Consider the following 20,300-nt stretch of genomic DNA (forward strand, 5'->3'; position numbering starts at 1 on the left):
ATTCCTTGCGGGTCTGCTTGCGCTTGCCGGCGTACTCGGCGTCGGCGAAGGTCATCTGCTTCATCAGGTGTCTCGGCGTTTGAGGTTAAGCATTCTGCCAAATCTGGAAGTCTTCTTCAGAGTTTCCATAGAGGCGCTCACCTGGCGCTACTGTAGTTGCATACATGGTCTTATCGAAAGTTGTGAAGCCGTTCTTCAATCCAAGCTGTTTAGAGGATGCGCTGATATCCGGCCAACCCATGGCAATATCACCAAAAGCATCTCTGGGAAAATTTTTAAGCTGTGGATATTTTTCCTTCGCAAATTCATCCACCCAATCCGGCCTATTACGCCTAAACAGCTCCAACTCAGCCGCCTCCCGCTGCCCCAACACATGCGTATTATCTCCAACCCGCGCACGGTAGGCGTTATCACCCTCTACCCGCAGGCGATTAACAAGTTGGTCAAGCAGATCCTGTGCAGGACGCAAGGCTTTCGCCAAGCCTGCGTCGGCCTTGTTACGCACTTCGATCATTATTGTCCAGAGTTGTTCTATCTGTACCCGTACCGACTGCGGCACCCATGTCTTGACCGAATCAAAAACGCCTCGTGCAACCTGCAACAGTTTGTCAAAAACCTCCAACAACTTCTCGACGGTTAAAAGTCCCTTGGCTTCCTGCAGCTTGTCGGCCAAGTACGCAAAAGGATTGTGCACGTTCATTTTCGCCATGACTTTACGCACCATAGGATTATCCAGATGGCGTTTCAAACCCGTTATGGCGCTATTGATAACGGCCGCATCGACTTTCAACAGGGAGTTTGGCGCTTTGAACAATGCCTTGCGCAAGTAAAAGAACAAAACCTTGAAGCAACCTTTGAGCAATGAACCGAAAGTAGGAAACAAACCCACCAAGGTCAGTATCAAGGCCACCCAGGCCCAGGTATCGTCGCTGTCTTTGTGGATTTTCTTGCAGTTGGCGATCAGATCGCGCACATCGCCGATCTGGTCCACCAACGGGATCATGGTGATGACCGCGCCAGTGACGGTCTGAGCCGTGCTCGGGTTTTCATGGAAGTCCCCTTGCAGGGTTTCCCACAGCCAGCGCCATTTGCCTTCAACACCCGAGTAATCATCTTCAGGGGCTGGCTCGTAGAATGCCATGGCATTTTGCAGATCCTAGTTCATACAGCGTCCATTTCAAGAATAGAAACAACGGCTACCGGGCAGCCACCTGCGCGGGAACAGCCGGAAATTGGTAATTCAGGCATACTTCCACAGGCTCCAACCTTTAAACATCTCAATGGAAAGCGCGAACGCCAGGACGATCAAAACAGGCCAACCACTCACCCCGTTCAACAGCAGCGGAATCGACGGAACGAGAAAAAACAAACGTAATGGAATTTGTACGAAACCGAAGTAACGCGCCGATCTATAAGCCAGGACAAACAAAACACCCGTCAACACGATGGATAATTGCAGCCCCCAGGACATAAGGCCGTAGAGCAACGCCCCACCCCACTGCTCGCTCACAACCACCATAGTGGTAAAGTCGGTCACGTAAGGAACATGTCCCAACTTCCAACTATGCAGGCTGTACCAGAGCACATGGAAAACATCCAGGCCGCCCCATAGCCGTAAAACAGTTGCCCGCGAAAGATTCATTGTTGTTTTCCTTGTTGTTCGTATTCCGTATCCGCTACGGGTGGTTGCCAATACCAGGACTTGCCGGACACTTGCCAACTGTCATTGCCTTCCAGATACGTTTGCTCAATTCGGCGTTGTTCACCGTAGCGGTGTATGGCGGAGTTACCGGCGAGGTATTGCTTATCTGCCGGCAACGCCTCCCAGACCTGTATGACGGTGCGCTTGGTGTGACCGTAGTCTTTACCGTCCGAGCCAAATACCCGGCCTTCATCGCCCATGGAGGTCATGCGGTTAAGGAACATCTGCCCGACGTTGCGAGTGCCGTGGTAGTCGAGTTCTTGCGTCACCCACTTGCCCGGACCGCTCAAACTGGGGGACGAGGTTTTTGATCCAAGCGTGGCCTGAAACGCCTCATGGTCAGCCCACGGCTGGTCAGGTGTGGGATCCGGTAGCAGGTACTGCACCTGTGCCGGGCTATCGGGGACCGGACTGTGAAGCGCACGCCCCTGGTCATCGAGCGTTCCCTTGAGCACCGGGCCGCTGTCGAAAGTAAGGGTATAAGGCACATCGGCCAGGGGTTGCGCTGTCGCATCGGCAAAGTTCAGCACCAGCCGGTTGGCTTGCTCCCCCAGGGGCTCGGCCATGGGCGCGAGCGCCGTGTTCAACCGGCCCGGCGCCTGGACGTAGTCAAAGTGCGGTGACTTGATTTCCACCTCGCCCGGTGAGCCGACCTCGATGCGATAGGGGTCGAGGGTGATGTAGTTGCTGCCAACATTGAGGGTGATTTTCTGTTTTGCGGTTATGCGTATTTCATCCTCGGTGCTGCTGATATCCAATCCTTTGCGCGCCAGCAGCTGCAGACTGTCGTTCTGCGCCTGGATCGACACTGCGCCCTGGTTGGCGACCAGCTTGATGCCCAGGCGTTGCGCGAACAGGCCGATGGCCTGGCCTGCCGCCACCGTAAAGCGCTTGAGTACACTGAAGTCGGTGTTGTTACTGGTGGCGGCGAGCGTCTGGCCCGCCGCCAGCTGCAGGTGCTCGGGCGTCACCAGGGCTATGCCCGCAGGTGCCGAGACCAGAAAGCCTGCTTCCTTCAGTTGCCCGAGGGCCTCTTTGAGGTGTGCCGGTACGGCTTCATCCGCCTCCAGCGCCCCCACTGAGGCAGCATTGCGCGCCAAGCCCTGCACACGTCGAAGCGCTTCCTCCAGTTGCCCTACAGCCTCGGCCATGCTGAGCATGTCGCCCTGGGCTTTGGGCTGCTTGTCGGCACTGATGAAAATGCCGCTGCCGGCGCGGATCGCAGCATGGCCATCGGTGCGCAGTTCGGCACCCTGGCCGCGGGGTTTGCGCTCGGCGTCGACCAGGTGCCCCAGGTTCAGCTGACTCTTGCCACTGTGTTCGGTACTGAGCTTGATGTGCTCCTCACCCCGGGTGTCGTCCAGGCGCAATTTGTTGTTGGCCGGAGTGCGCAGCACGTTGCGTTTGTAGTTGCGCAGGCTGACGTGGTCGGGGTGGCGGTTGTCGTGCAGGGCGTGGGCGATGTACGGGCGGTCCGGGTCGCCCTGTTCGAAGGCCACCGCCACTTCGGTGCCGGCCAGCAGCGGCAGGTGCAGGCCATGGGTGTCGCCGGCATAGGGCCGCGCCAGGCGCAGCCACATGCTTTCGCCACCGGGTTTCCACGGGTCGCGGTTGAAGAGGAAGTTGACCTTGTAGCGGCCTTCGATATCGATATGGCCGTAGGGGTCGTTTTCCCGCGTGCTGGTGACCCGCGCCGGCAAGGTGCCGGCGATCCGTGGTTTGGCCAACAATGCCGGACGAAAGCACACCCGTTCGGCGTAAGGAATGGCCTCGAAGCTGGCCTGGAAACTGCTGTCACGACCAGCGCGGACGTTCAGGTGAATGAGCACTACGCCGGGGGCGAAGGCCTGTGGCGCGTTGCCGTCGATCTTCAGGACCTGGCCGGGGGCCAGGGTCGGACTGCTGCTGACGCCGCTGAGTCTGGTCTGCTCGTTCAGGTAGCGCTCATGGCGCAAGCGCGCATAGAAGTAGCCGCTTTCGCTGAGCAGGTCTTCGTCCTGGTCGAGGGCATCACCGAGCACGGTGTAGGGTTCGGCGTAGTGGTAGGCCTCGCCGTAGGTGGTGCGTGCGCCACGGGTCTGGTCGATTTCCGCATCCAGATAAGCATTGGCATCGCGGTGGTGGTAGGCGCGGATGTTGATGTGTTTTTCCACCACCTGGTGGCGGGTCTGCAACTGCCACACGCTGTCCTGGCCGCTGCTGCTCAGGCCGGATTGCGGGCGGTACGCCAGGGTCACGCCGAACTGGTAGCGGCGCTGGTCGTCGTGAAACTCGACGACCTCGATCTTCAGGCGTTCGTCGCTGGTGAAGCGATACCAGATGCCGACTTCGGCCAGCAGGCGGCTGATGAAGGCCAGGTCGCTTTCCTCGTACTGCATGACCTGGGCGCGTTTGGGGTACTCGCGCAGCAGGTTGAAGTAGAAGTCCTGGCCTTCGAAATCGTGGCGGCTGCGCAGGATACCCTCGACGATCTCCGGCACGGACTGGTGCTGGTACAGGCGCGTCTGCTTGCCACGGGCGAGCAAGGCCAGGCGCGGTTCCAGGGTGACTTCGTAACGGGCTTCGTCGTTGGAGCCGGACAGGCGCTGAAAGCCGCTGATCACGCCGAACAGGGTACGCAGGGCTTTGGCTTCGGGTTCGTCGGGGAACTTGAACAGCAGCGGTTGCGGCGCGGCGTGCAGGCTGAAACTGGCGTCTTTGCCGAGCAGCTGTTCAGCGGCGAGGTCGTGCTCGCTGGAGGTGAATTCGATCAGGTACTTGAACGGCTGGCTGAGAAATTCGTCGCCACTGAAGGCGAGGATGTCGAGCCCGGCATCGATGCCGCGCACCTTGAGCTTGTGCCGGCTGTGGTCGAAGAACGTCCGTAATTCATTGAGCATGTTCGAGCCTCCCTGGTCTGTTTGTGGCGTACAGGGGGCCTGGCTTCCTCCCTCGTTAGCGCGCGGGGAAGCCTTTCACGATGCTGCAGAGGGTGATATAGGAAAAACCCTATACTGGTGCGTGAATTTTCTGAGAGCCTGCATGAGCATGCCGTACGAAGCGTCGGCAGCTTTGTAGCGTCTTGCAGTAGCAGGTCTAGAGACTGGGAGTGTCTTGCAATCGCGGGGCAAGCCCGCACACAGTGTGCCCTCCCCGTCGTGGGCCTTATGGCTCCAGCCCGATCCCGCGCAAGATCACACTGGTCACCGTCTGCACCGCCCGCTCGAACTGCAGGTCGGTGAGTGGCTGGTGATCGTTGAGCAAACCGACCTGATGGCTGAAGTCGGCATAGTGCTGGGTCGAGGCCCAGATCATATACAACAGCCCCGATGGCTCCACCGCCAGGATGCGGCCATCGTCAATCCACTGGCGAATCTTCGCTTCCTTCATCTTCGCCCAGTCATACAGCGGGTCGTCCAGCGCGGCGCCGAGGTTGGGTGCGCCATGGATGATCTCGTTGGCCCAGACCTTGGAGCCATAGGGACGGGTGCGCGAATGGTTCATCTTGGCGCGGATGTAGCTACTGAGCACGATGCGCGGATCGTCGTAGAGCTCAAAGCACAACGCATCCTGCTTCCACACGTCGAGCAGGCCGAACAACACTGCCTGGTACAGCTCAGCCTTGGTGCTGAAGTAATAGTGCACATTGCTGCGCGGCAACTGCGCCGCTTCGGCGATATCGGCCATGGCGGTACCGGCGAAGCCTTTTTCAGCAAAGACCTGCTCGGCCGCCAGAAGGATGTTGTCGACATTGCGTTGGCGAATGCTGAGCTTGTGCTGGGTCATGACCAGATCCATTGCGACTGACGCTGCAAGGCTACCACCAGGCTCTGCCGATTCGTGCGTCAGCGGTAAAAAAGTTGTGTCGGTGCAGGGAATTTTCCCGATGCACGCAGTCGCAATACTGCACGCCTGTTTTTCAGCAGCCCTTCACAAGGAGCCTATTCATGTCCATTCCCAAATCTACGGCAACGAAGCCGAGGTCGGCCAGGCAGTGGCCGCTAGCGGTATCCCTCGTGACGAACTGTTCCTGACCAGCAAGATCTGGATCGAGAATCTGGCCGCCGACAAGCTGATCCCGAGCCTGAAGGAAAGCCTGCGCAAGCTGCGCACCGACTACCTGGACCTGACCCTGGTCCACTGGCCATCGCCCAAGGGCGCCCGTCCCGCTCAGTGAGTTCATGGGCGCCCTGGCCGAAGCCAAGGCCCAGGGCCTGACCCGGCAGATCGAACTGCACCCCTACCTGCAAAACCGCAAGCTGGTCGAGTTCATGCACAGCCAGGGCATCGCCGTGACGTCGTACATGACCCTGGGTTATGGCAAGGTCCTGCACGACCCGGTGATTCAGGCTATCGCCGAGCAGCACCACGCCACCCCGGCGCAGGTGACCCTGGCCTGGGCCATACAACTGGGCTACGCGGTGATTCCGTCCTCGACCCGCCGCGAGAACCTGGCCAGCAACCTCAAGGCCAACGAGTTCAAGCTAAGCGTTGAGGACATGGCGAACATCGCCGCCCTCGACAGTGGCCTGCGCCTGACCAGCCCAGAAAGCCTGGCACCGGCCTGGGACTAATCGTGGCCGCTGCAGGCCTGCGCCAGCTTCAGGTAGTGCAAGGTGTGTTGCCGGCCGGCGGAGTCGAGATAGACCATACTGGCCTGCACCACATCGCAGAGCTGAGTTGCAGGCTCGCTCATCTGCACCACACGGGCGATATCCAGCGGCATGCCGTAGTGATACACAGCGATTGATTCGTAGGCCTGGGCTGTAGCCGTCAGCAACACACCCAGGCCCAGCAGAGTTCGCAGGTACATGGCGACGCTCCTGTATGCGCAAGAGGTTCGCCGATGTGCCGGAGAACCCCGACTTCTAAAGTGTGGCGCGCCTAGGCCAAGGCGTCGGCCCAAGGGATCAACGGCAGCTTCAGGGTAAATCGGGTAATCTCGGTGTCCGTCAATGGCGCACGGATTCACCCCAGCATGGAACTTCACATCAGCCTGCAAGGCAGCAAAGGCCTGGCCGAACAGCTCTACCGACAACTACGCGAGGGTATCGACAGCGGGCGCCTGGCAGCGGGCACACAACTGCCGCCGACACGGCTGCTAGCCGAACAGCTGGGCGTGTCGCGCAAGACCGTGGCCGAAGCCTATTCGCGCCTGACCTACGACAACCTGCTCAGCGGCAAGGTCGGCAAGGGTACCTTCATTACCCCTGCCTCGACCCGTTCGCCAACACCCACCCCGGCCATCCCCCTGGCAAGCGCCCCGACCCTGGCCAAATGGCGTTCGCGGGCCAACCTGCTGGCTGACCTGGCGCCAGGTACCTTGCGCTACGACTTCATCGGCGGGGCGTCGAGCAAGGCCCTGTTCCCCTTCGATGACTGGCGCCGCTGCAACCAGTATGCGCTGCGCCAGATCCGTCGCGGCAGCACCCGCTATGCCGCCCACCAGGGTTTGCCGGAGCTGCGCGAAGCCATCGCCCGGCATATCGCTTTCGCTCGCGGGGTACGTTGCCACAGCGCCGATGTGCTGGTGTGCAACGGCGCCCAGCAAGCCCTGGACCTGATCGCCCGGATACTGATCGAGCCCGGCTGCCGGGTGGCCATGGAAGACCCCGGCTACCCCCCTGCACGCCAGCTGTTCCTGTCTCAGGGCGCGCAGTTGCAGTACGTGCCGGTAGACGACCAGGGCCTGTGTGTAGAGCAGATTGCCGAAGGCACCCGGCTGATCTACGTCACGCCCTCACACCAGTTTCCGCTGGGCATGCCGATGAGCCTGGCACGTCGCCAGGCGTTGCTGGAGCGCGCGGCGGCATTGGGCGCGATCATCATCGAAGACGACTACGACAGTGAGTTCCGCTATGAGGGGCGGCCCACCGACTCGCTGCAGAGCATGGATTGCCACGGCCTGGTGGCCTATGTCGGGACCTTCTCGAAAACCTTGTTGCCGGAGCTGCGCCTGGGCTACACCATTGTGCCTGATGCCCTGCGCGAAGCCATCTGTGCCGCCAAACAATTGACCGATTGGCACACGCCGACCCTGAACCAGTGGGCCCTGGCTCGCTTTATCAGCGAAGGTACGTTGCTCAAACACATCCGCCGCGTGCATGAGGTCTATGCCGCACGTCGCGAACGGATCCTGCAGCGAATGCAGGGGGACCTGGCGCCCTGGTTCGAGGTGATACCGGCCACCGCCGGCTATCACCTGAGCGCCCTGACCAAGGGCGACCTGGAGGTTGAGTTACTGATCAACATGGTGCGCAAGGTCGAGGTCGGGCTCTACTCCCTGGCCCCCTTCCATGCCCAGGCACCGGTACGTTCGGGGCTGTTACTCGGCTTTGGCGCGATCGAACTGCTGGACATCGACCCGGCCCTGGACCGGGTGCGCGACACCCTGCAGAGCCTTGGCTGATTGGCCTCCTGAGATTCGGCGCAATTGGCTATTCGAGCCTCACCGCAGCAGCGCTAAGGTAGCGCCATCACCGCCTGATGAGCAACTGACCGGAGCACACAGATGAGCAATCGTATCGAATGGGCCAAGCACTCGCCTGAGGCCTACAAGGCCATGCTCGGCCTGGAAATGGCCCTGGACAAGTCCGGGCTGGAAATTTCGCTGTTGGAGCTGATCCGCCTGCGCGCTTCGCAGATCAACGGCTGCGCCTATTGCGTCAACATGCACGCCAATGATGCACGCAAGGCCGGAGAAACCGAGGCCCGCCTGCAAACCCTGAGTGTCTGGGAAGATACCGCCTACTTCACCCCCCGTGAGCGCGCCGCCCTGGCCTGGACCGAAAGCCTGACCCGCCTGCCCGAGCGGCATGCGCCGGAACACCAGTACCGCGCCTTGCTCGAACACTTCAGCGAAGCCGAGGTGGCCAACCTGACCCTGGCCATCGCCACCATCAACGCCTGGAACCGTTTCGGTGTCGGCTTTGCGATGATCCCGAGCTGACAGCCTGCAATCGCGGGTCAAGCCCGCCCCCACCAGAGTTGTGCTCAACTTGTGGGAGCGTGCTTGCCCCGCGATGAGGCCCGAAAGAACTACTTAAAACGTCATCTCTTTCACATCATCCGCCACGATCAGCTTGCCAGCGGTCTTCTCGATGATCTCTTCCACCGTCACCCCCGGCGCGGTCTCGCGCAGGATGAAGGCGCCGTTGTCGATTTCCAGGTACGCCAGGTCTGTCAGCACCTTGCGGATGCAGCCGGCACCGGTCAACGGCAGGCTGCAGCGCGACAGCAATTTGGACTCGCCGTCCTTCGACGCATGCGTCATGGTGACGATGATGTTGTCGGCGCCAGCCACCAGGTCCATGGCCCCACCCATGCCCTTGACCAGTTTTCCCGGGATCATCCAGGAGGCGATGTTGCCCTCCACGTCCACTTCGAAAGCGCCCAGCACCGTGAGGTCAACGTGACCGCCACGGATCATGGCGAAGGATTCGGCGGAGTTGAAAATCGACGCGCCACGGCGGGCAGTCACGGTCTGTTTGCCGGCGTTGATCATGTCGGCGTCCAGCTGCACTTCGGTAGGGAATTCACCCATACCCAGCAGGCCGTTTTCCGATTGCAGCATCACATCCATATCGGCCGGGACGTAGTTGGCCACCAGGGTCGGGATGCCGATGCCGAGGTTGACGTAGTAGCCGTCCTTGAGTTCGCGGGCGACGCGTTGGGCCATTTGTTCGCGGGTAAGTGCCATGGTCAGGATCTCTTTGTTGTTCTGTTCGGGGACGGTTCAGGCTTTGAGGGTGCGTTTTTCGATACGCTTCTCGAAGGTGCCGACAATCACCCGGTCGACGTAGATACCCGGGGTATGGATCTCGGTAGGCAGCAGGACACCCGGCTCGACGATCTCCTCGACCTCGACCACGGTGATCTTGCCGGCGGTAGCGGCCAGCGGGTTGAAGTTCTGCGCGGTGTTGCGGTACACCACGTTGCCATAGTGGTCGGCCTTCCAGCCCTTGACGATGGCGAAGTCGCCGGTGATGGCTTCTTCAAGGATGTACTTGCGGCCGTTGAACTCACGCACTTCCTTGCCATCGGCAACCGGAGTGCCGTAGCCGGTAGCGGTGAAGAAGGCTGGGATGCCAGCGCCGCCGGCACGCATTTTCTCGGCCAGGGTGCCTTGCGGGGTCAGCTCCACTTCCAGTTCGCCGCTGAGCAGCTGGCGCTCGAATTCGGCGTTCTCGCCCACATAGGAGGCGACCATCTTGCGGATCTGGTGCTCCTCAAGCAGCACGCCCAGGCCAAAGCCGTCGACGCCGCAGTTGTTCGAGACCACGGTCAGGCCCTTGACGCCGCGGCGCTTGATCTCATTGATGAGGTTTTCCGGGATGCCGCACAGGCCGAAACCACCCGCCAGTACGGTCATGTTGTCGGTCAGGCCTTCAAGGGCCTGTTCATAGGTTGCTACGCGCTTGTCCAGTCCGGCCATGCTGATCCGCCTTTTGTAGTTGTTGAACCGACAGAGGTGTCGGCGAGCGTTTGACGCATCTTCACCTCTACAGACTTATTTGTTAATTTTGTTTTTATGATGGTTTGATTAATTTTTCAAAAGAATAGACCACGCCGATGAACGTCAAACAGCTGCGCGCCTTTGTCACCGTCGCCAAATACCAGAGCTTTGCCCAGGCCGGTGAACACCTGCACCTGTCGCAACCGGCCCTGAGCCTGACCATCAAGGCCCTGGAAGACAACCTCGGCGGCGCCCTGCTCAGCCGCACCACCCGCAGCGTCAGCCTGACCCCCGAGGGCGAAGTGCTGCTGCCCCTGGCCCGGCAACTGCTGGCCGATTGGGACAACAGCGAAGAACTGTTGCGCCAGCGTTTCACCCTGCAGCTGGGGCGTGTGTCGATCGCCGCCATGCCGGCCTTTGCCGGCAACCTGCTGCCGGCGGCGCTCAAGGTGTTTCGCCAGCGCTATCCGCGGGTCAACGTCACCGTGCACGACGTAATCAACGAACAGGTGCTGGAACTGGTACGACACCGACGCGTCGAACTGGGCATCGGCTTTGAGCCGGAAGCCAGCGAGCCGTTGCGCTTCACGCCGCTGTATCTGGACCGTTTCGTCGCAGTGGTGCCGGCCGATTCACCGCTGGCCCTGCAGCCCCAGGTAAGCTGGCGCGAACTGCTGGCCGAAGACTTCATCGCCCTGCAACGCCCCTCGGCGGTTCGCTTACTGCTTGAGCAACACCTGGCCGCCGAGCACGGCAAACTGGCGGTGGCCTTCGAAAGCCATCAACTCTCGACCATTGGCCGCATGGTTGCCAATGGCCTGGGCGTGAGCGCCGTGCCGGCCCTGTGCATCGGCCAGATGCAGGAACTGGGCGCGCGCTGTGTGCCTCTGGTTGAACCGAGCATAGAACGACGCATTGGCGTAACCCTGCTGGCCGACCATAAACTCTCGGCAGCGGCCCAAGCGCTGCTCGACGTCCTGCTTGAACATATCCGCCCACAGGAGGTGACATGCGTACCGTGAAACTTGCCGGCAACAACGTCCCGGCCATTGGCCAGGGCACCTGGTACATGGGCGAAGACCCAGGCTCGCAGCACGCTGAAGTGGCGGCCCTGCAGCAAGGCATCGAACTGGGCTTGACACTGATCGATAGCGCCGAGATGTATGCCGAGGGCGGAGCTGAGAAGGTCGTCGGCCAGGCCATCAAAGGGCGCCGCGAGCAGGTGTTCCTGGTCAGCAAGGTGTACCCGCACAACGCCAGTCGTAACGGCATCCCTGCAGCTTGCGAGCGCAGCCTCAAGCGCCTGGGCACCGAGCATATCGACTTGTACCTGCTGCACTGGCGCGGCCAGTACCCGCTGGAGGAAACCGTCGAGGCCTTCGAGCGCTTGCGCGAGGCGGGCAAGATTGGCCGCTGGGGCGTGTCGAACTTCGATGTCGACGACCTGCGCGAGCTGCACAACCTCGACTGTGCCACCAACCAGGTCTTGTACAACCCGGCCCAGCGCGGCATTGAGTTCGACCTGCTGCCCTGGAGCCACAAGCGCCAGTTACCAACCATAGCCTACTGCCCGTTGGCCCAGGCCGGGCGCCTGCTCAAGCACCCGACCCTGATCGAGATCGCTGAGCGCCATGGTGCCACGCCGGCCCAGGTGAGCCTGGCCTGGGTCATCCGCCAGGACGGTGTGATCGCCATCCCCAAGGCGGTAGCGCCGGAGCATGTACGCCTGAATGCAGCGGCAGCCAGCCTGACTCTCAGCAGCGAAGACCTGCGCGCCATCGACCGGGCCTTCCCGGCGCCGACACGCAAGCAGCATTTGGCGATGGTTTGAGTCGGCCTAATCGCGGGGGGCCTGCCCCGCGACGCTCTAACGAAAATCCCGGCTGCGCACATCCAGCCCCTGCAACAATGGACTGAGGTCTTCCAGCCGCTGAGCAATCAAATGCCGCACCCCGCTTTCACACTCAAGCCGCCCACTCACCCGCAGCAGCTGCGACCCCACCAAAGCCTGGCGCTGTCGCTCGGCCAGATCACGCCAGACCACCACATTGACATTGCCAAACTCATCCTCAAGGGTGACAAAGGTGACCCCACTGGCCGTCTGCGGACGCTGGCGGCCGGTAACCAGGCCAGCCACGCTGACCTTGTCGCCATGCTCGGCACCCTCCAGCGCCTGTGAGCTGCGACAACCCAGGATATCGAGACGGCGGCGCAACAAGGTCAACGGATGTGGACCCAGGGTGGTGCCGACACTGGCGTAGTCGGCAAACAGATCCTCGCCGGTCGACGGCTGCGGCAAGAGCGCCTGCCCTGCCCCCCGGTTCCAGGCTGCAATCCCAATCGCTATGGCAGGCATCCACTGGACGGATCTCGATACGGTGGCGGCGGGCATCCTGAAGAATCTGGTCGGGGCTGTAGAAGCCCGTCGGCCAGCTGTTGATCAGCGCACACGCATAGATTGCCGGCTCATGGCACTTGAGCCAGCAACTGGCGTAGGTCAGCAAGGCGAAGCTGGCGGCGTGGGATTCAGGAAAACCATAACTGCCAAAGCCCTTGATCTGCTCGGAGATACGCTCGGCGAACTCGCTGCTGTAGCCATTGGCAAGCATGCCGCTGATCAGCCGTTCGCGGTGCGGTTCCAGGCCGCCATGACGCTTCCAGGCGGCCATGGCCAGCTCCATCACCTGCTCCTGGAACAGCGGCACGCCCAGGGTGCGCTTGAACACCTTCTCCAATGCCGGCGACGGATAGCTCACCGGTTCCAGGCCCTGGCGCCGACGCAAGTAGGGATGGACCATGTCGACCTGGATCGGTCCGGGGCGAACGATCGCCACTTCGATCACCAGATCGTAGAAGTCTTTTGGCTTGAGCCGCGGCAACATGGCCATCTGCGCCCGCGACTCGATCTGGAACACACCGATGGTGTCGGCGCGGCCGATCATTTCGTAGGTGGCAGCGCAGTCACCGGGGATCTGCGCCAGGGTCAGCTCACGGCCGCGATGGCGATACAAGAGGTCAAAACAGCGGCGCAAGGCACTGAGCATGCCCAGAGCGAGGATGTCGACCTTGAGCAGACCGACCAGGTCGAGGTCGTCCTTGTCCCACTGGATCACCGTGCGCCCCTCCATCGCGGCGTTCTCCACTGGCACCAGGCTGTCCAGCGGCTGCTCGGAAATCACGAAACCACCGGGGTGCTGGGACAGGTGCCGGGGAAAACCGATCAGCTCGCCGGTCAGCGCCAGCACCCGGCGCAGTAAAGGGCTGTCCGGGTCGAAGCCGGCTTCACGCAACTGTTCGGGCGGCGGCAAGCGATCGCTCCAGCGCCCGCAGCAGTCAGCCAAAGCGTTGATCTGCGCCACCGGCAAGCCCAGCACCCGGGCGATATCCCGCACCGCACCGACGGCATGGTAGGTGCTGACCACGGCGGTCAAAGCCGCACGGTGACGGCCGTAGCGACTGAACACGTACTGCAGGACTTCTTCACGACGCTCGTGTTCGAAATCGACATCGATATCCGGAGGCTCATCGCGCTCACGCGACAGGAAACGCTCGAACAACAGGTGGCTGCGCATCGGGTCCAACTCGGTGATGCCCAGCACGAAACACACCACCGAGTTGGCTGCCGAACCGCGCCCCTGGCAAAGAATGCCCTGGCCGCGGGCAAAGTTGACGATGTCGTGAACCGTGAGGAAATAGCTTTCGTAGTTCAGCTCGGCAATCAGCCCAAGCTCGTGTTCCAAAGCCTGGCGGGCCGTCTCTTCGAGACCGCCGGGCCAGCGCCAGCGTTGCCCCTGCTCGCACAAGTGGCGCAACCAGCCGCTGGCCGTCTGACCATCGGGCACCAGCTCGCGGGGGTACTGGTAGCGCAGTTGGCTCAGGTCGAAACGGCAACGGGCGGCGATGCGCAGGGTTTCGTCGAGCAAGGCCGATGGATAAAGCTCGGCCAGTTGCGTCAGTGGCCGCAGGTGACGTTCGCCGTTGGCGAACAGGCGTTGCCCGGCCTCGGCCACCGTGCAGTGATGACGGATCGCCGTCATGCTGTCCTGCAAGGCACGCCGCCCACGGGCATGCATATGCACATCGCCCGTCGCCACGGCGGGGAGTTCCAGGGACGCAGCCAGGGCCAGCAGCTGTTGCAAACGCTGTCCATCGTCGGCACCGCGGTGCAACTCCACGGCCAGCCACAGGCGCTCGGCGAAGCGCTCACGCAACCAGTGGCCGACCGTCAGGTCCTGATTGCCTTCGTCAGGCACCCACAGGACCAACAATCCCTCCAGCGGGACGTCGAAGTCTTCACGCAGCAGCCGGTAGGCGCCCTTCTGCGCCCGTCGCCGGCCCAGGGTGATGAGCCGGCACAGGTGCTGGTAACCGACCAGATTCTCCGCCAACAGCACCAGCTTGGGCCCATCGTGCAGGTGTACTTCACTACCGACGATCAACGCCAGCTCCACCGCCCTCGCGGCCTGCCAGGCCCGGACGATCCCGGCCAGGGTACACTCGTCGGTGATCGCCAGGGCCTGGTAGCCCTGTTGGCGGGCGCGGCGGAACAGTTCCTCGGCTCTGGAGGCACCGCGCTGGAAGCTAAAATTCGACAGGCAGTGCAGTTCGGCATAAGCCGCTGGCGTGGTCATGCAAACCAGCCCTGCAACCACAACGGTCCTTCTTCACCGAGGTTGCGGTAGGCCCAGACATACAGCCCGGCGGGAGTCTGCACCCGGTAATAATCGCGACGCACATCGCCTCCGTCCCACCAGCCGGACTCGATCCGTTCGGCGCCTGTCAGCAGTTGCACGCCCACACCCGGCAAGACCTGGGGCTCGGCCAGCAACCAGCCCGGTCGTAGCGCCGCAGGAGCAGGTGACGGCAGCTTGGCAGCGTTGTCCAGACACCAGGCGCACTCAGGGCGGTGATCGGCCTGGGCCGACAGGCTGTGCACCGCGGAGTCGCCCAGGCGCGCGCGCAGGCGTTCGCGCAGTTGCTCCCAGGGCTGGTTCTGCTGCGGGCGTGGGTCGAACAGTTCACGATGCTGCGGGACAAAGGCCGGCAGATCTTCGGCCTGCAGGCGCAGGTTGCGCACCGGGGCCCTCAACTGCAGTTGCTCAAGACGCCCGCGGGCCAGCTCGAACAGCATCAGCGGGTCACGCTCGGCAGCCAACAGGCCAACGGCCACGCAGGTGTCGGGCCCCTCGGCGTGCTCCAGGTGCAGGGTAAAACACTGCACGCCACTGTCGCGGCCAGCGAGGAACGCGGCCAGGTCGTTGATCAGGCGGCGCAGCGGAAAGAGCAAAGCTTGATGAGACTCGACATCGAAATTCAACTCCAGGCGGGCATCGAAGCGATCCGGCGGCAGGTAGAACGTCAACGCCATGGGCCGCAGCCCCAGCAGACGGTCCAGGTGCAGTTGCACCGCAGCGGCAAAGCGCCGGGCCAGGGCCTCACGGGGCAGCGCCATGACCTGGCCGAGCCTGCGCAGGCCCATACGGGCGAAGGCACTGGCCGCCTCCGCTGGCAGACCGACCCGTTCGATGGGCAGTTGCTCAAGGGCGGTGCGCGTCTGTTCGGGGCATTCGAGCGCCAGGCCATCGTGGCAGTTGGCGAGCATACGCGCAGCCACCGGGTTGCTGGCCAGGACAATGCGGTGGCGAAACCCCAGGGCACTCAGCTCGGTTCGCAAGCGTGCCTCGAACGCAGGCCAAGGGCCAAACAGGCCGAGGCTGGACTCGACTTCCAGCAACAGTACCCGCGGGTAATGCAGGCTGACCTGAGAGCTGAACCGGTAAGCCCAGGCGGCGAGCAGTTGCTGCAAGGCGTCGATGGCGGCCGGGTCATGGTCGACGCAGGCGAAATTACCCGCCAGCGCCTGAGCGCTGGTCAACGGCTGCCCGGCGCGCAGACCGAGGGCCGCCGCCGGGTTGACCGCCTGCAGTAGCCGTCGCTGGGGCGGGCCACTGAGCAGCACCAGTGGGGTATCGGGATCGGCACGCCCGCGCAGCACGGCGTCGAGCGCCAGCTGCGGCAGCAGGATACAGGCCCAGAGCATGATCCATCAGCCTCGCCCGGGGCAGGCAATGGGCAGCGCCGGGGCCAGGCCGCCCCGGCATTTGAGTACCCGCCACTGGGCCGGGCGGGCATCAATGGCAATGCGCAACGCCGCAGGTGAAGGGTTCAACGCCGCCTGCAGAGGCCGCAAGGCAAAGGCCAGGGTCTGGCCGCTTTCGGCGGCCACCTGCAAACGGCGCAAGGCGCGGTCGTCGGCCTTGTGCGGCCAGCACAGTACAGCACCACAACTGCCCGAACGCAGGCATTGTTCGGCAGCCCAGAGCACCTCGGCCGGTGCCGTCTCGACCAGGGTCAGCCACTGTAGATCGATCCCGGCGGCCTGCCAGGCGGGTGCGTAAGGAATAAACGGCGGCGCAACCAGCACCACCCGCTCACCACTGGCGGTCAGGCGTGCCAGGCTGGGCCAGAGCAATTGCAGCTCGCCACAGCCCTCGACGGCCAGCAACACCTCGGTGAGCGCGGCGGGCGGCCAGCCACCGCCCGGCAGGGCCGTATCCAGCGTAGCATGGCCAGTAGGCTGCAAACCCTGGGGCTGGGGCCTGGGGGCGCCCTTTCCAGACCCGTCGCTGGTCGAGCAGCCCGTCGAGGCTGACCACCGCGCCCATCAGCCGCGCCTCACCAGGCCGCAGAACACGCCCTCGATGACAAAGTCCTGGCCGGGGCCAACCTCGATCGGGGCATACGCCGGGTTGCGCGGCAGCAGGCGATACTGCTGGGCATTGACCCGCTCGAAACGCTTGATGGTCACCTCACCATCGAGGCGAGCAACGATGATCTGCCCGTCACGGGCTTCGGACTGTTGCTTGATACCGACCAGGTCGCCGTCGAGGATGCCGTCGTCAAGCATCGAGTCACCACGCACCTTGAGCAGGTAGTCGGGCGAGCGGCTGAACAGCTGGGCGTCGAGCATGAGCTGCTCGTGGATATCGACGTCCGGGCCGATCGGCCGCCCTGCGGCCACCTGGCCCAACACCGGAATTTCCAGCACTTCGGGGCGGCGCAGGGCCCCGGCCAGGCGAATGCCCCGGGCCTGATTGCGGGTGACCTCGATGAAACCGGCCTCGGCCAGGGCCTGGATATGCTTGCGCGCCACACTGCGCGAGGCAAAGCCGAAGGCCGTGGCGATGTCGGCCAGGCTCGGCGGCTGGCCATGGTCGGCAATCCGCTCACGGATGAAGGTGAGGATGGCGCTGCGTTTGGGCGATAGTCTGCTCATGGAGTACATTTGTACTCTTTTCGGCGCGCACTGACCAGCCCCTGTGATCGGGTTATGATGAGCGGCCACCGCAGCGGATACCCAGAATGCTTGAAGCCTTGTTGTTCGATCTCGACGGCACCCTGACCGATACCGACAAACTCCACCTGCTGGCCATGCAACAACTATTGCAGGAAGAGGGCCGAGTGCTCACCGAGGCAGAGTTCGACGCCCATGTCAGCGGCCGGGCCAACGCCGATCTGTGCCGCTATCTGTTCCCTGATCGCTCGCTGGCTGAGCACCAGGTCTTTGCCGATCGCAAGGAAGCGCGCTTTCGTGCCCTGTCACCGACGCTGCAGCCCATCGCTGGTCTGATTCGGCTGCTTGAGCATGGCGAACAGGCAGGCATCGGTATGGCCGTGGTGACCAATGCACCACGGGCCAATGCCGTACATATGCTCAATGCCATGGGCCTGGGCGAGCGTTTCGAGCATGTGCTGGTGGCCGAAGAGCTGCCGCGGGCGAAACCCGATCCACTACCCTACCTCACCGGCCTTGAATGCCTGCAAGCACGGGCCAGTCATGCCCTGGCGTTCGAGGATGCAGTGCCCGGGGTGACGGCGGCCAGCCAGGCCGGGATCTTCACCGTGGGTCTGTCCACCAGTCAGGCGCCCGAGGCGCTGCTCGCTGCTGGAGCGCAGCTGGTAGTGGCGGATTTCGAGGATCCGCGGTTATGGGCGTTGATTGGGCGGATGTGAGGGGTCACCCGGAGATACAGCGAGTCGCTGCGGTCTTCACGTCACCCAGGCGCAGGGGGAAGTTGTTCAGGCGTTCGTACAGCTTGATGCTGCTGCCACTCCCGCGTTCGTTGATGTCCACCAGAGCAGCAGGCCCGGCACCGACCTTTTGCGGCACGACCAGACGCACGCCATCGTGGCGCGGCTCCACTTCGAGGGGACCACGGGTTTCAGCCAATTGCTGCTCTACGCAGGTAGCGTACTCCTGGGGCTTCTTACCGGAAATCACGTTCAATGTTTCTGGTGAGCTTTCAAGCTCCGACACGCTGACGCAACCACCCAATGTAACTGCCAACGCCGCTACAACCCACTTCATCAAGCTACACCTCCACCATGGAAAAAGACTCTGACCGCGCCCAGACCATTTTGCTCCCTTGATTGGCAGATTTATCCTGGGTCAGGCACGAAGGGCGACAGTGTAACCGTTGATCATGGTATCGTTTTGATTTGCCCAAAGATCCATTGCGGAGAGCAACATGAAATTCGTACACCAGCGCGAACACCTCAACGAAGACGACATCGTCGTCATCGAGTGTTCCCAGCGCTGCAACATCCGCCTGATGAACGACGCCAACTTCCGCAGCTTCAAGAATGGCGGGCGCCATACCTACCACGGCGGTGCTTTCGTCGACTTCCCGGCGAAGATCACTGTGCCCAGCACCGGTTTCTGGAACATCACCATCGATACCGTTGGCCCGCGTGCATTGTCGGCAGTGACCAAACCGACCTTTACCCACAAGATCAAGTTCATCCGCCGTTCGTCGTCGAGACTGAGATAAGCCATGAGCCAGACCACCAAGTACGTCATCAAGTACAAGATTGATGGTGAGCGTCGTTTCGACTTCGCCCAGTTGAGCAGCGATGCACCTGAAGCGGTGCAAGCCGCGCTGGAAAAGCTCCACGGCGAAGACGCGAAAAAGATCACCGATATCAAGGTGAGCAAAGCCCTGTAACACGCACCGCGCACAAGGAATCCCAGGCATGAGCCAATGGCCGGACCCCCGTCTTCTCGATCTGCTAGGCATCGAACTGCCGATCCTTCAGGCGCCCATGGCCGGCTCCAGCGGCTCGGCCATGGCCATTGCCGTGAGCAATGCCGGCGGCCTGGGATCGCTGCCCTGTGCAACCTTGAGCCTGGATCAGATCCGCGCCGAGCTGCAGGCCTTCAAGCAGGCCAGCAACGGCCCGCTCAACGTCAATTTCTTCTGCCACCAGCCGCCGCAGCCCAACCCGGCCGGCGATGCGGCCTGGAAACAGGCGCTCAAGCCTTACTATGACGAGCTGGGTGCCGATTACCACGCACCGTCACCGGTGTCCAATCGTGCGCCGTTCGACGACGCCACCTGCCAGCTGATCGAAGCATTCAAGCCAGCAGTGGTCAGCTTCCACTTCGGCCTGCCCGAGGCCAGCTTGCTGGCACGGGTCAAAGCCACTGGGGCGAAGGTGTTGTCCAGCGCCACCACCGTGGACGAGGCGATCTGGCTGGAGCAGCACGGCTGCGACGCGATCATTGCCATGGGCTATGAGGCCGGCGGCCATCGCGGGATGTTCTTGAGTGCCGACCTGAACACCCAGGTCGGCACCCTGGCGCTGGTGCCCCAGGTGGTCGATGCAGTGAAGGTGCCGGTCATCGCCGCAGGCGGCATCGGCGATCATCGCGGCATTGTTGCCGCCCTGGCCCTGGGGGCTTGCGCAGTGCAACTGGGCACCGCCTACCTGCTGTGCCCCGAAGCCAAGGTGTCGGCAGCCCATCGCCAGGCGTTGCGCACTGCCAAGGACAGCGACACGGCCCTGACCAACCTGTTCACCGGCCGCCCGGCCCGCGGCATCACGACCCGGATCATGCGTGAGCTGGGGCCGATCAGCGACCTGGCGCCACGCTTTCCTCTGGCCGGTGGTGCCCTGATGCCCCTGCGCGCGATCAGCGAACCCGTCGGCAACAGCGATTTCAGTAACTTCTGGTCAGGTCAAGCGGCGCGTCTAGCCCGGGCATTGCCCGCAGGCGAGCTGACCCGTAGCCTGGCGGAAAAAGCCCTGGCCCAGCTGCGGCGTTAAAGCAGTGCTTCCCGTTTGTCGGGTAAACGCTATATATTAATGTATATAACGATTACC

At 62.5% G+C, this 20,300-nt stretch carries 17 protein-coding genes and 4 pseudogenes; 9 read left to right on the top strand and 12 right to left on the bottom strand.

Features of this window, described 5'->3' with window-relative positions; genetic code table 11:
- Positions 1-85 precede the first annotated feature (85 nt).
- From ACRESH_RS12710 to ACRESH_RS12725, 4 genes and pseudogenes are all read right to left on the bottom strand, one after another.
- Positions 86-1,141 carry a hypothetical protein gene (locus ACRESH_RS12710; protein WP_431742325.1) on the bottom strand — a complete coding sequence of 352 codons (1,056 nt, stop codon included), beginning with the start codon at positions 1,139-1,141 and terminating at the stop codon, positions 86-88.
- A gap of 99 nt (positions 1,142-1,240) precedes the next feature.
- On the bottom strand, positions 1,241-1,642 hold the full coding sequence (locus tag ACRESH_RS12715; protein WP_431742326.1) for a hypothetical protein: 402 nt from the start codon (positions 1,640-1,642) through the stop codon (positions 1,241-1,243).
- Between the two features lie 674 nt (positions 1,643-2,316).
- Positions 2,317-4,581: pseudogene (locus tag ACRESH_RS12720) on the bottom strand (type VI secretion system Vgr family protein); the annotation flags it as partial.
- A 265-nt stretch (positions 4,582-4,846) separates the two neighbouring features.
- A complete protein-coding gene (locus ACRESH_RS12725; RefSeq protein ID WP_431742327.1) occupies positions 4,847-5,467 on the bottom strand; it encodes a TetR/AcrR family transcriptional regulator in 621 nt (206 codons plus the stop codon).
- Positions 5,468-5,567: 100 nt separating this feature from the next.
- On the opposite strand from ACRESH_RS12725, the pseudogene ACRESH_RS12730 reads away from it, so the two are divergent.
- Positions 5,568-6,255: pseudogene (locus tag ACRESH_RS12730) on the top strand (aldo/keto reductase).
- Here the strand turns inward: ACRESH_RS12730 and ACRESH_RS12735 are convergent.
- Complete coding sequence (locus ACRESH_RS12735) at positions 6,252-6,494, bottom strand: DUF2790 domain-containing protein (protein ID WP_431742328.1); 243 nt, start codon at positions 6,492-6,494, stop codon at positions 6,252-6,254. The pseudogene ACRESH_RS12730 and the gene ACRESH_RS12735 sit on opposite strands and share 4 nt — an antisense overlap.
- Positions 6,495-6,659: 165 nt before the next feature.
- On the opposite strand from ACRESH_RS12735, the gene ACRESH_RS12740 reads away from it, so the two are divergent.
- Positions 6,660-8,090: a PLP-dependent aminotransferase family protein gene (locus ACRESH_RS12740; RefSeq protein ID WP_431742329.1), complete on the top strand. Its 1,431-nt coding sequence runs from the start codon at positions 6,660-6,662 to the stop codon at positions 8,088-8,090.
- A gap of 102 nt (positions 8,091-8,192) precedes the next feature.
- Positions 8,193-8,630, top strand: a complete 438-nt coding sequence (locus ACRESH_RS12745; RefSeq protein WP_431742330.1) for a carboxymuconolactone decarboxylase family protein — start codon at positions 8,193-8,195, stop codon at positions 8,628-8,630.
- Between the two features lie 93 nt (positions 8,631-8,723).
- Here the strand turns inward: ACRESH_RS12745 and ACRESH_RS12750 are convergent, their stop codons facing one another.
- Complete coding sequence (locus ACRESH_RS12750; protein ID WP_431742331.1) at positions 8,724-9,380, bottom strand: CoA transferase subunit B; 657 nt, start codon at positions 9,378-9,380, stop codon at positions 8,724-8,726.
- A 36-nt stretch (positions 9,381-9,416) separates the two neighbouring features.
- Positions 9,417-10,115 carry a CoA transferase subunit A gene (locus ACRESH_RS12755; protein WP_431742332.1) on the bottom strand — a complete coding sequence of 233 codons (699 nt, stop codon included), beginning with the start codon at positions 10,113-10,115 and terminating at the stop codon, positions 9,417-9,419.
- A gap of 137 nt (positions 10,116-10,252) precedes the next feature.
- Between ACRESH_RS12755 and ACRESH_RS12760 the strand changes: the two genes are divergently transcribed.
- Complete coding sequence (locus ACRESH_RS12760) at positions 10,253-11,158, top strand: LysR substrate-binding domain-containing protein (RefSeq protein ID WP_431742333.1); 906 nt, start codon at positions 10,253-10,255, stop codon at positions 11,156-11,158.
- Positions 11,146-11,967 carry an aldo/keto reductase gene (locus ACRESH_RS12765; RefSeq protein WP_431742334.1) on the top strand — a complete coding sequence of 274 codons (822 nt, stop codon included), beginning with the start codon at positions 11,146-11,148 and terminating at the stop codon, positions 11,965-11,967. Before ACRESH_RS12760 ends, ACRESH_RS12765 begins: the two co-directional genes overlap by 13 nt.
- A 36-nt stretch (positions 11,968-12,003) precedes the next feature.
- Here ACRESH_RS12765 and ACRESH_RS12770 read toward each other — a convergent pair.
- The 4 genes and pseudogenes from ACRESH_RS12770 to lexA form a co-directional block, all read right to left on the bottom strand.
- Positions 12,004-14,767: pseudogene (locus tag ACRESH_RS12770) on the bottom strand (error-prone DNA polymerase).
- Positions 14,764-16,176, bottom strand: coding sequence for a Y-family DNA polymerase (locus tag ACRESH_RS12775; RefSeq protein WP_431742335.1), 1,413 nt, complete (start codon positions 16,174-16,176; stop codon positions 14,764-14,766). The pseudogene ACRESH_RS12770 and the gene ACRESH_RS12775 overlap by 4 nt, the downstream one beginning before the upstream one ends.
- A gap of 6 nt (positions 16,177-16,182) precedes the next feature.
- A pseudogene (gene imuA, locus ACRESH_RS12780) lies at positions 16,183-16,801 on the bottom strand (translesion DNA synthesis-associated protein ImuA).
- Positions 16,801-17,421: a transcriptional repressor LexA gene (gene lexA / locus ACRESH_RS12785; RefSeq protein ID WP_431742336.1), complete on the bottom strand. Its 621-nt coding sequence runs from the start codon at positions 17,419-17,421 to the stop codon at positions 16,801-16,803. The pseudogene imuA and the gene lexA overlap by 1 nt, the downstream one beginning before the upstream one ends.
- A gap of 77 nt (positions 17,422-17,498) precedes the next feature.
- On the opposite strand from lexA, the gene ACRESH_RS12790 reads away from it, so the two are divergent.
- Positions 17,499-18,149, top strand: coding sequence for an HAD family hydrolase (locus ACRESH_RS12790; RefSeq protein WP_431742337.1), 651 nt, complete (start codon positions 17,499-17,501; stop codon positions 18,147-18,149).
- Between the two features lie 4 nt (positions 18,150-18,153).
- Here ACRESH_RS12790 and ACRESH_RS12795 read toward each other — a convergent pair whose 3' ends face one another.
- On the bottom strand, positions 18,154-18,504 hold the full coding sequence (locus ACRESH_RS12795) for a hypothetical protein (RefSeq protein WP_431742338.1): 351 nt from the start codon (positions 18,502-18,504) through the stop codon (positions 18,154-18,156).
- A gap of 160 nt (positions 18,505-18,664) precedes the next feature.
- On the opposite strand from ACRESH_RS12795, the gene ACRESH_RS12800 reads away from it, so the two are divergent.
- Genes ACRESH_RS12800 through ACRESH_RS12810 form a run of 3 tightly spaced genes read left to right on the top strand, consistent with a single transcriptional unit; the run spans position 18,665 to position 20,243 of the window.
- On the top strand, positions 18,665-18,967 hold the full coding sequence (locus ACRESH_RS12800) for a DUF1883 domain-containing protein (RefSeq protein WP_431742339.1): 303 nt from the start codon (positions 18,665-18,667) through the stop codon (positions 18,965-18,967).
- Positions 18,968-18,970: 3 nt separating this feature from the next.
- Positions 18,971-19,141 carry a hypothetical protein gene (locus tag ACRESH_RS12805; RefSeq protein ID WP_431742340.1) on the top strand — a complete coding sequence of 57 codons (171 nt, stop codon included), beginning with the start codon at positions 18,971-18,973 and terminating at the stop codon, positions 19,139-19,141.
- Positions 19,142-19,169: 28 nt separating this feature from the next.
- Positions 19,170-20,243 carry an NAD(P)H-dependent flavin oxidoreductase gene (locus ACRESH_RS12810; RefSeq protein ID WP_431742341.1) on the top strand — a complete coding sequence of 358 codons (1,074 nt, stop codon included), beginning with the start codon at positions 19,170-19,172 and terminating at the stop codon, positions 20,241-20,243.
- Positions 20,244-20,300: the final 57 nt, after the last annotated feature.

The organism is Pseudomonas sp. (genome assembly GCF_050739775.1).
Classification (GTDB): Bacteria; Pseudomonadota; Gammaproteobacteria; order Pseudomonadales; family Pseudomonadaceae; genus Aquipseudomonas.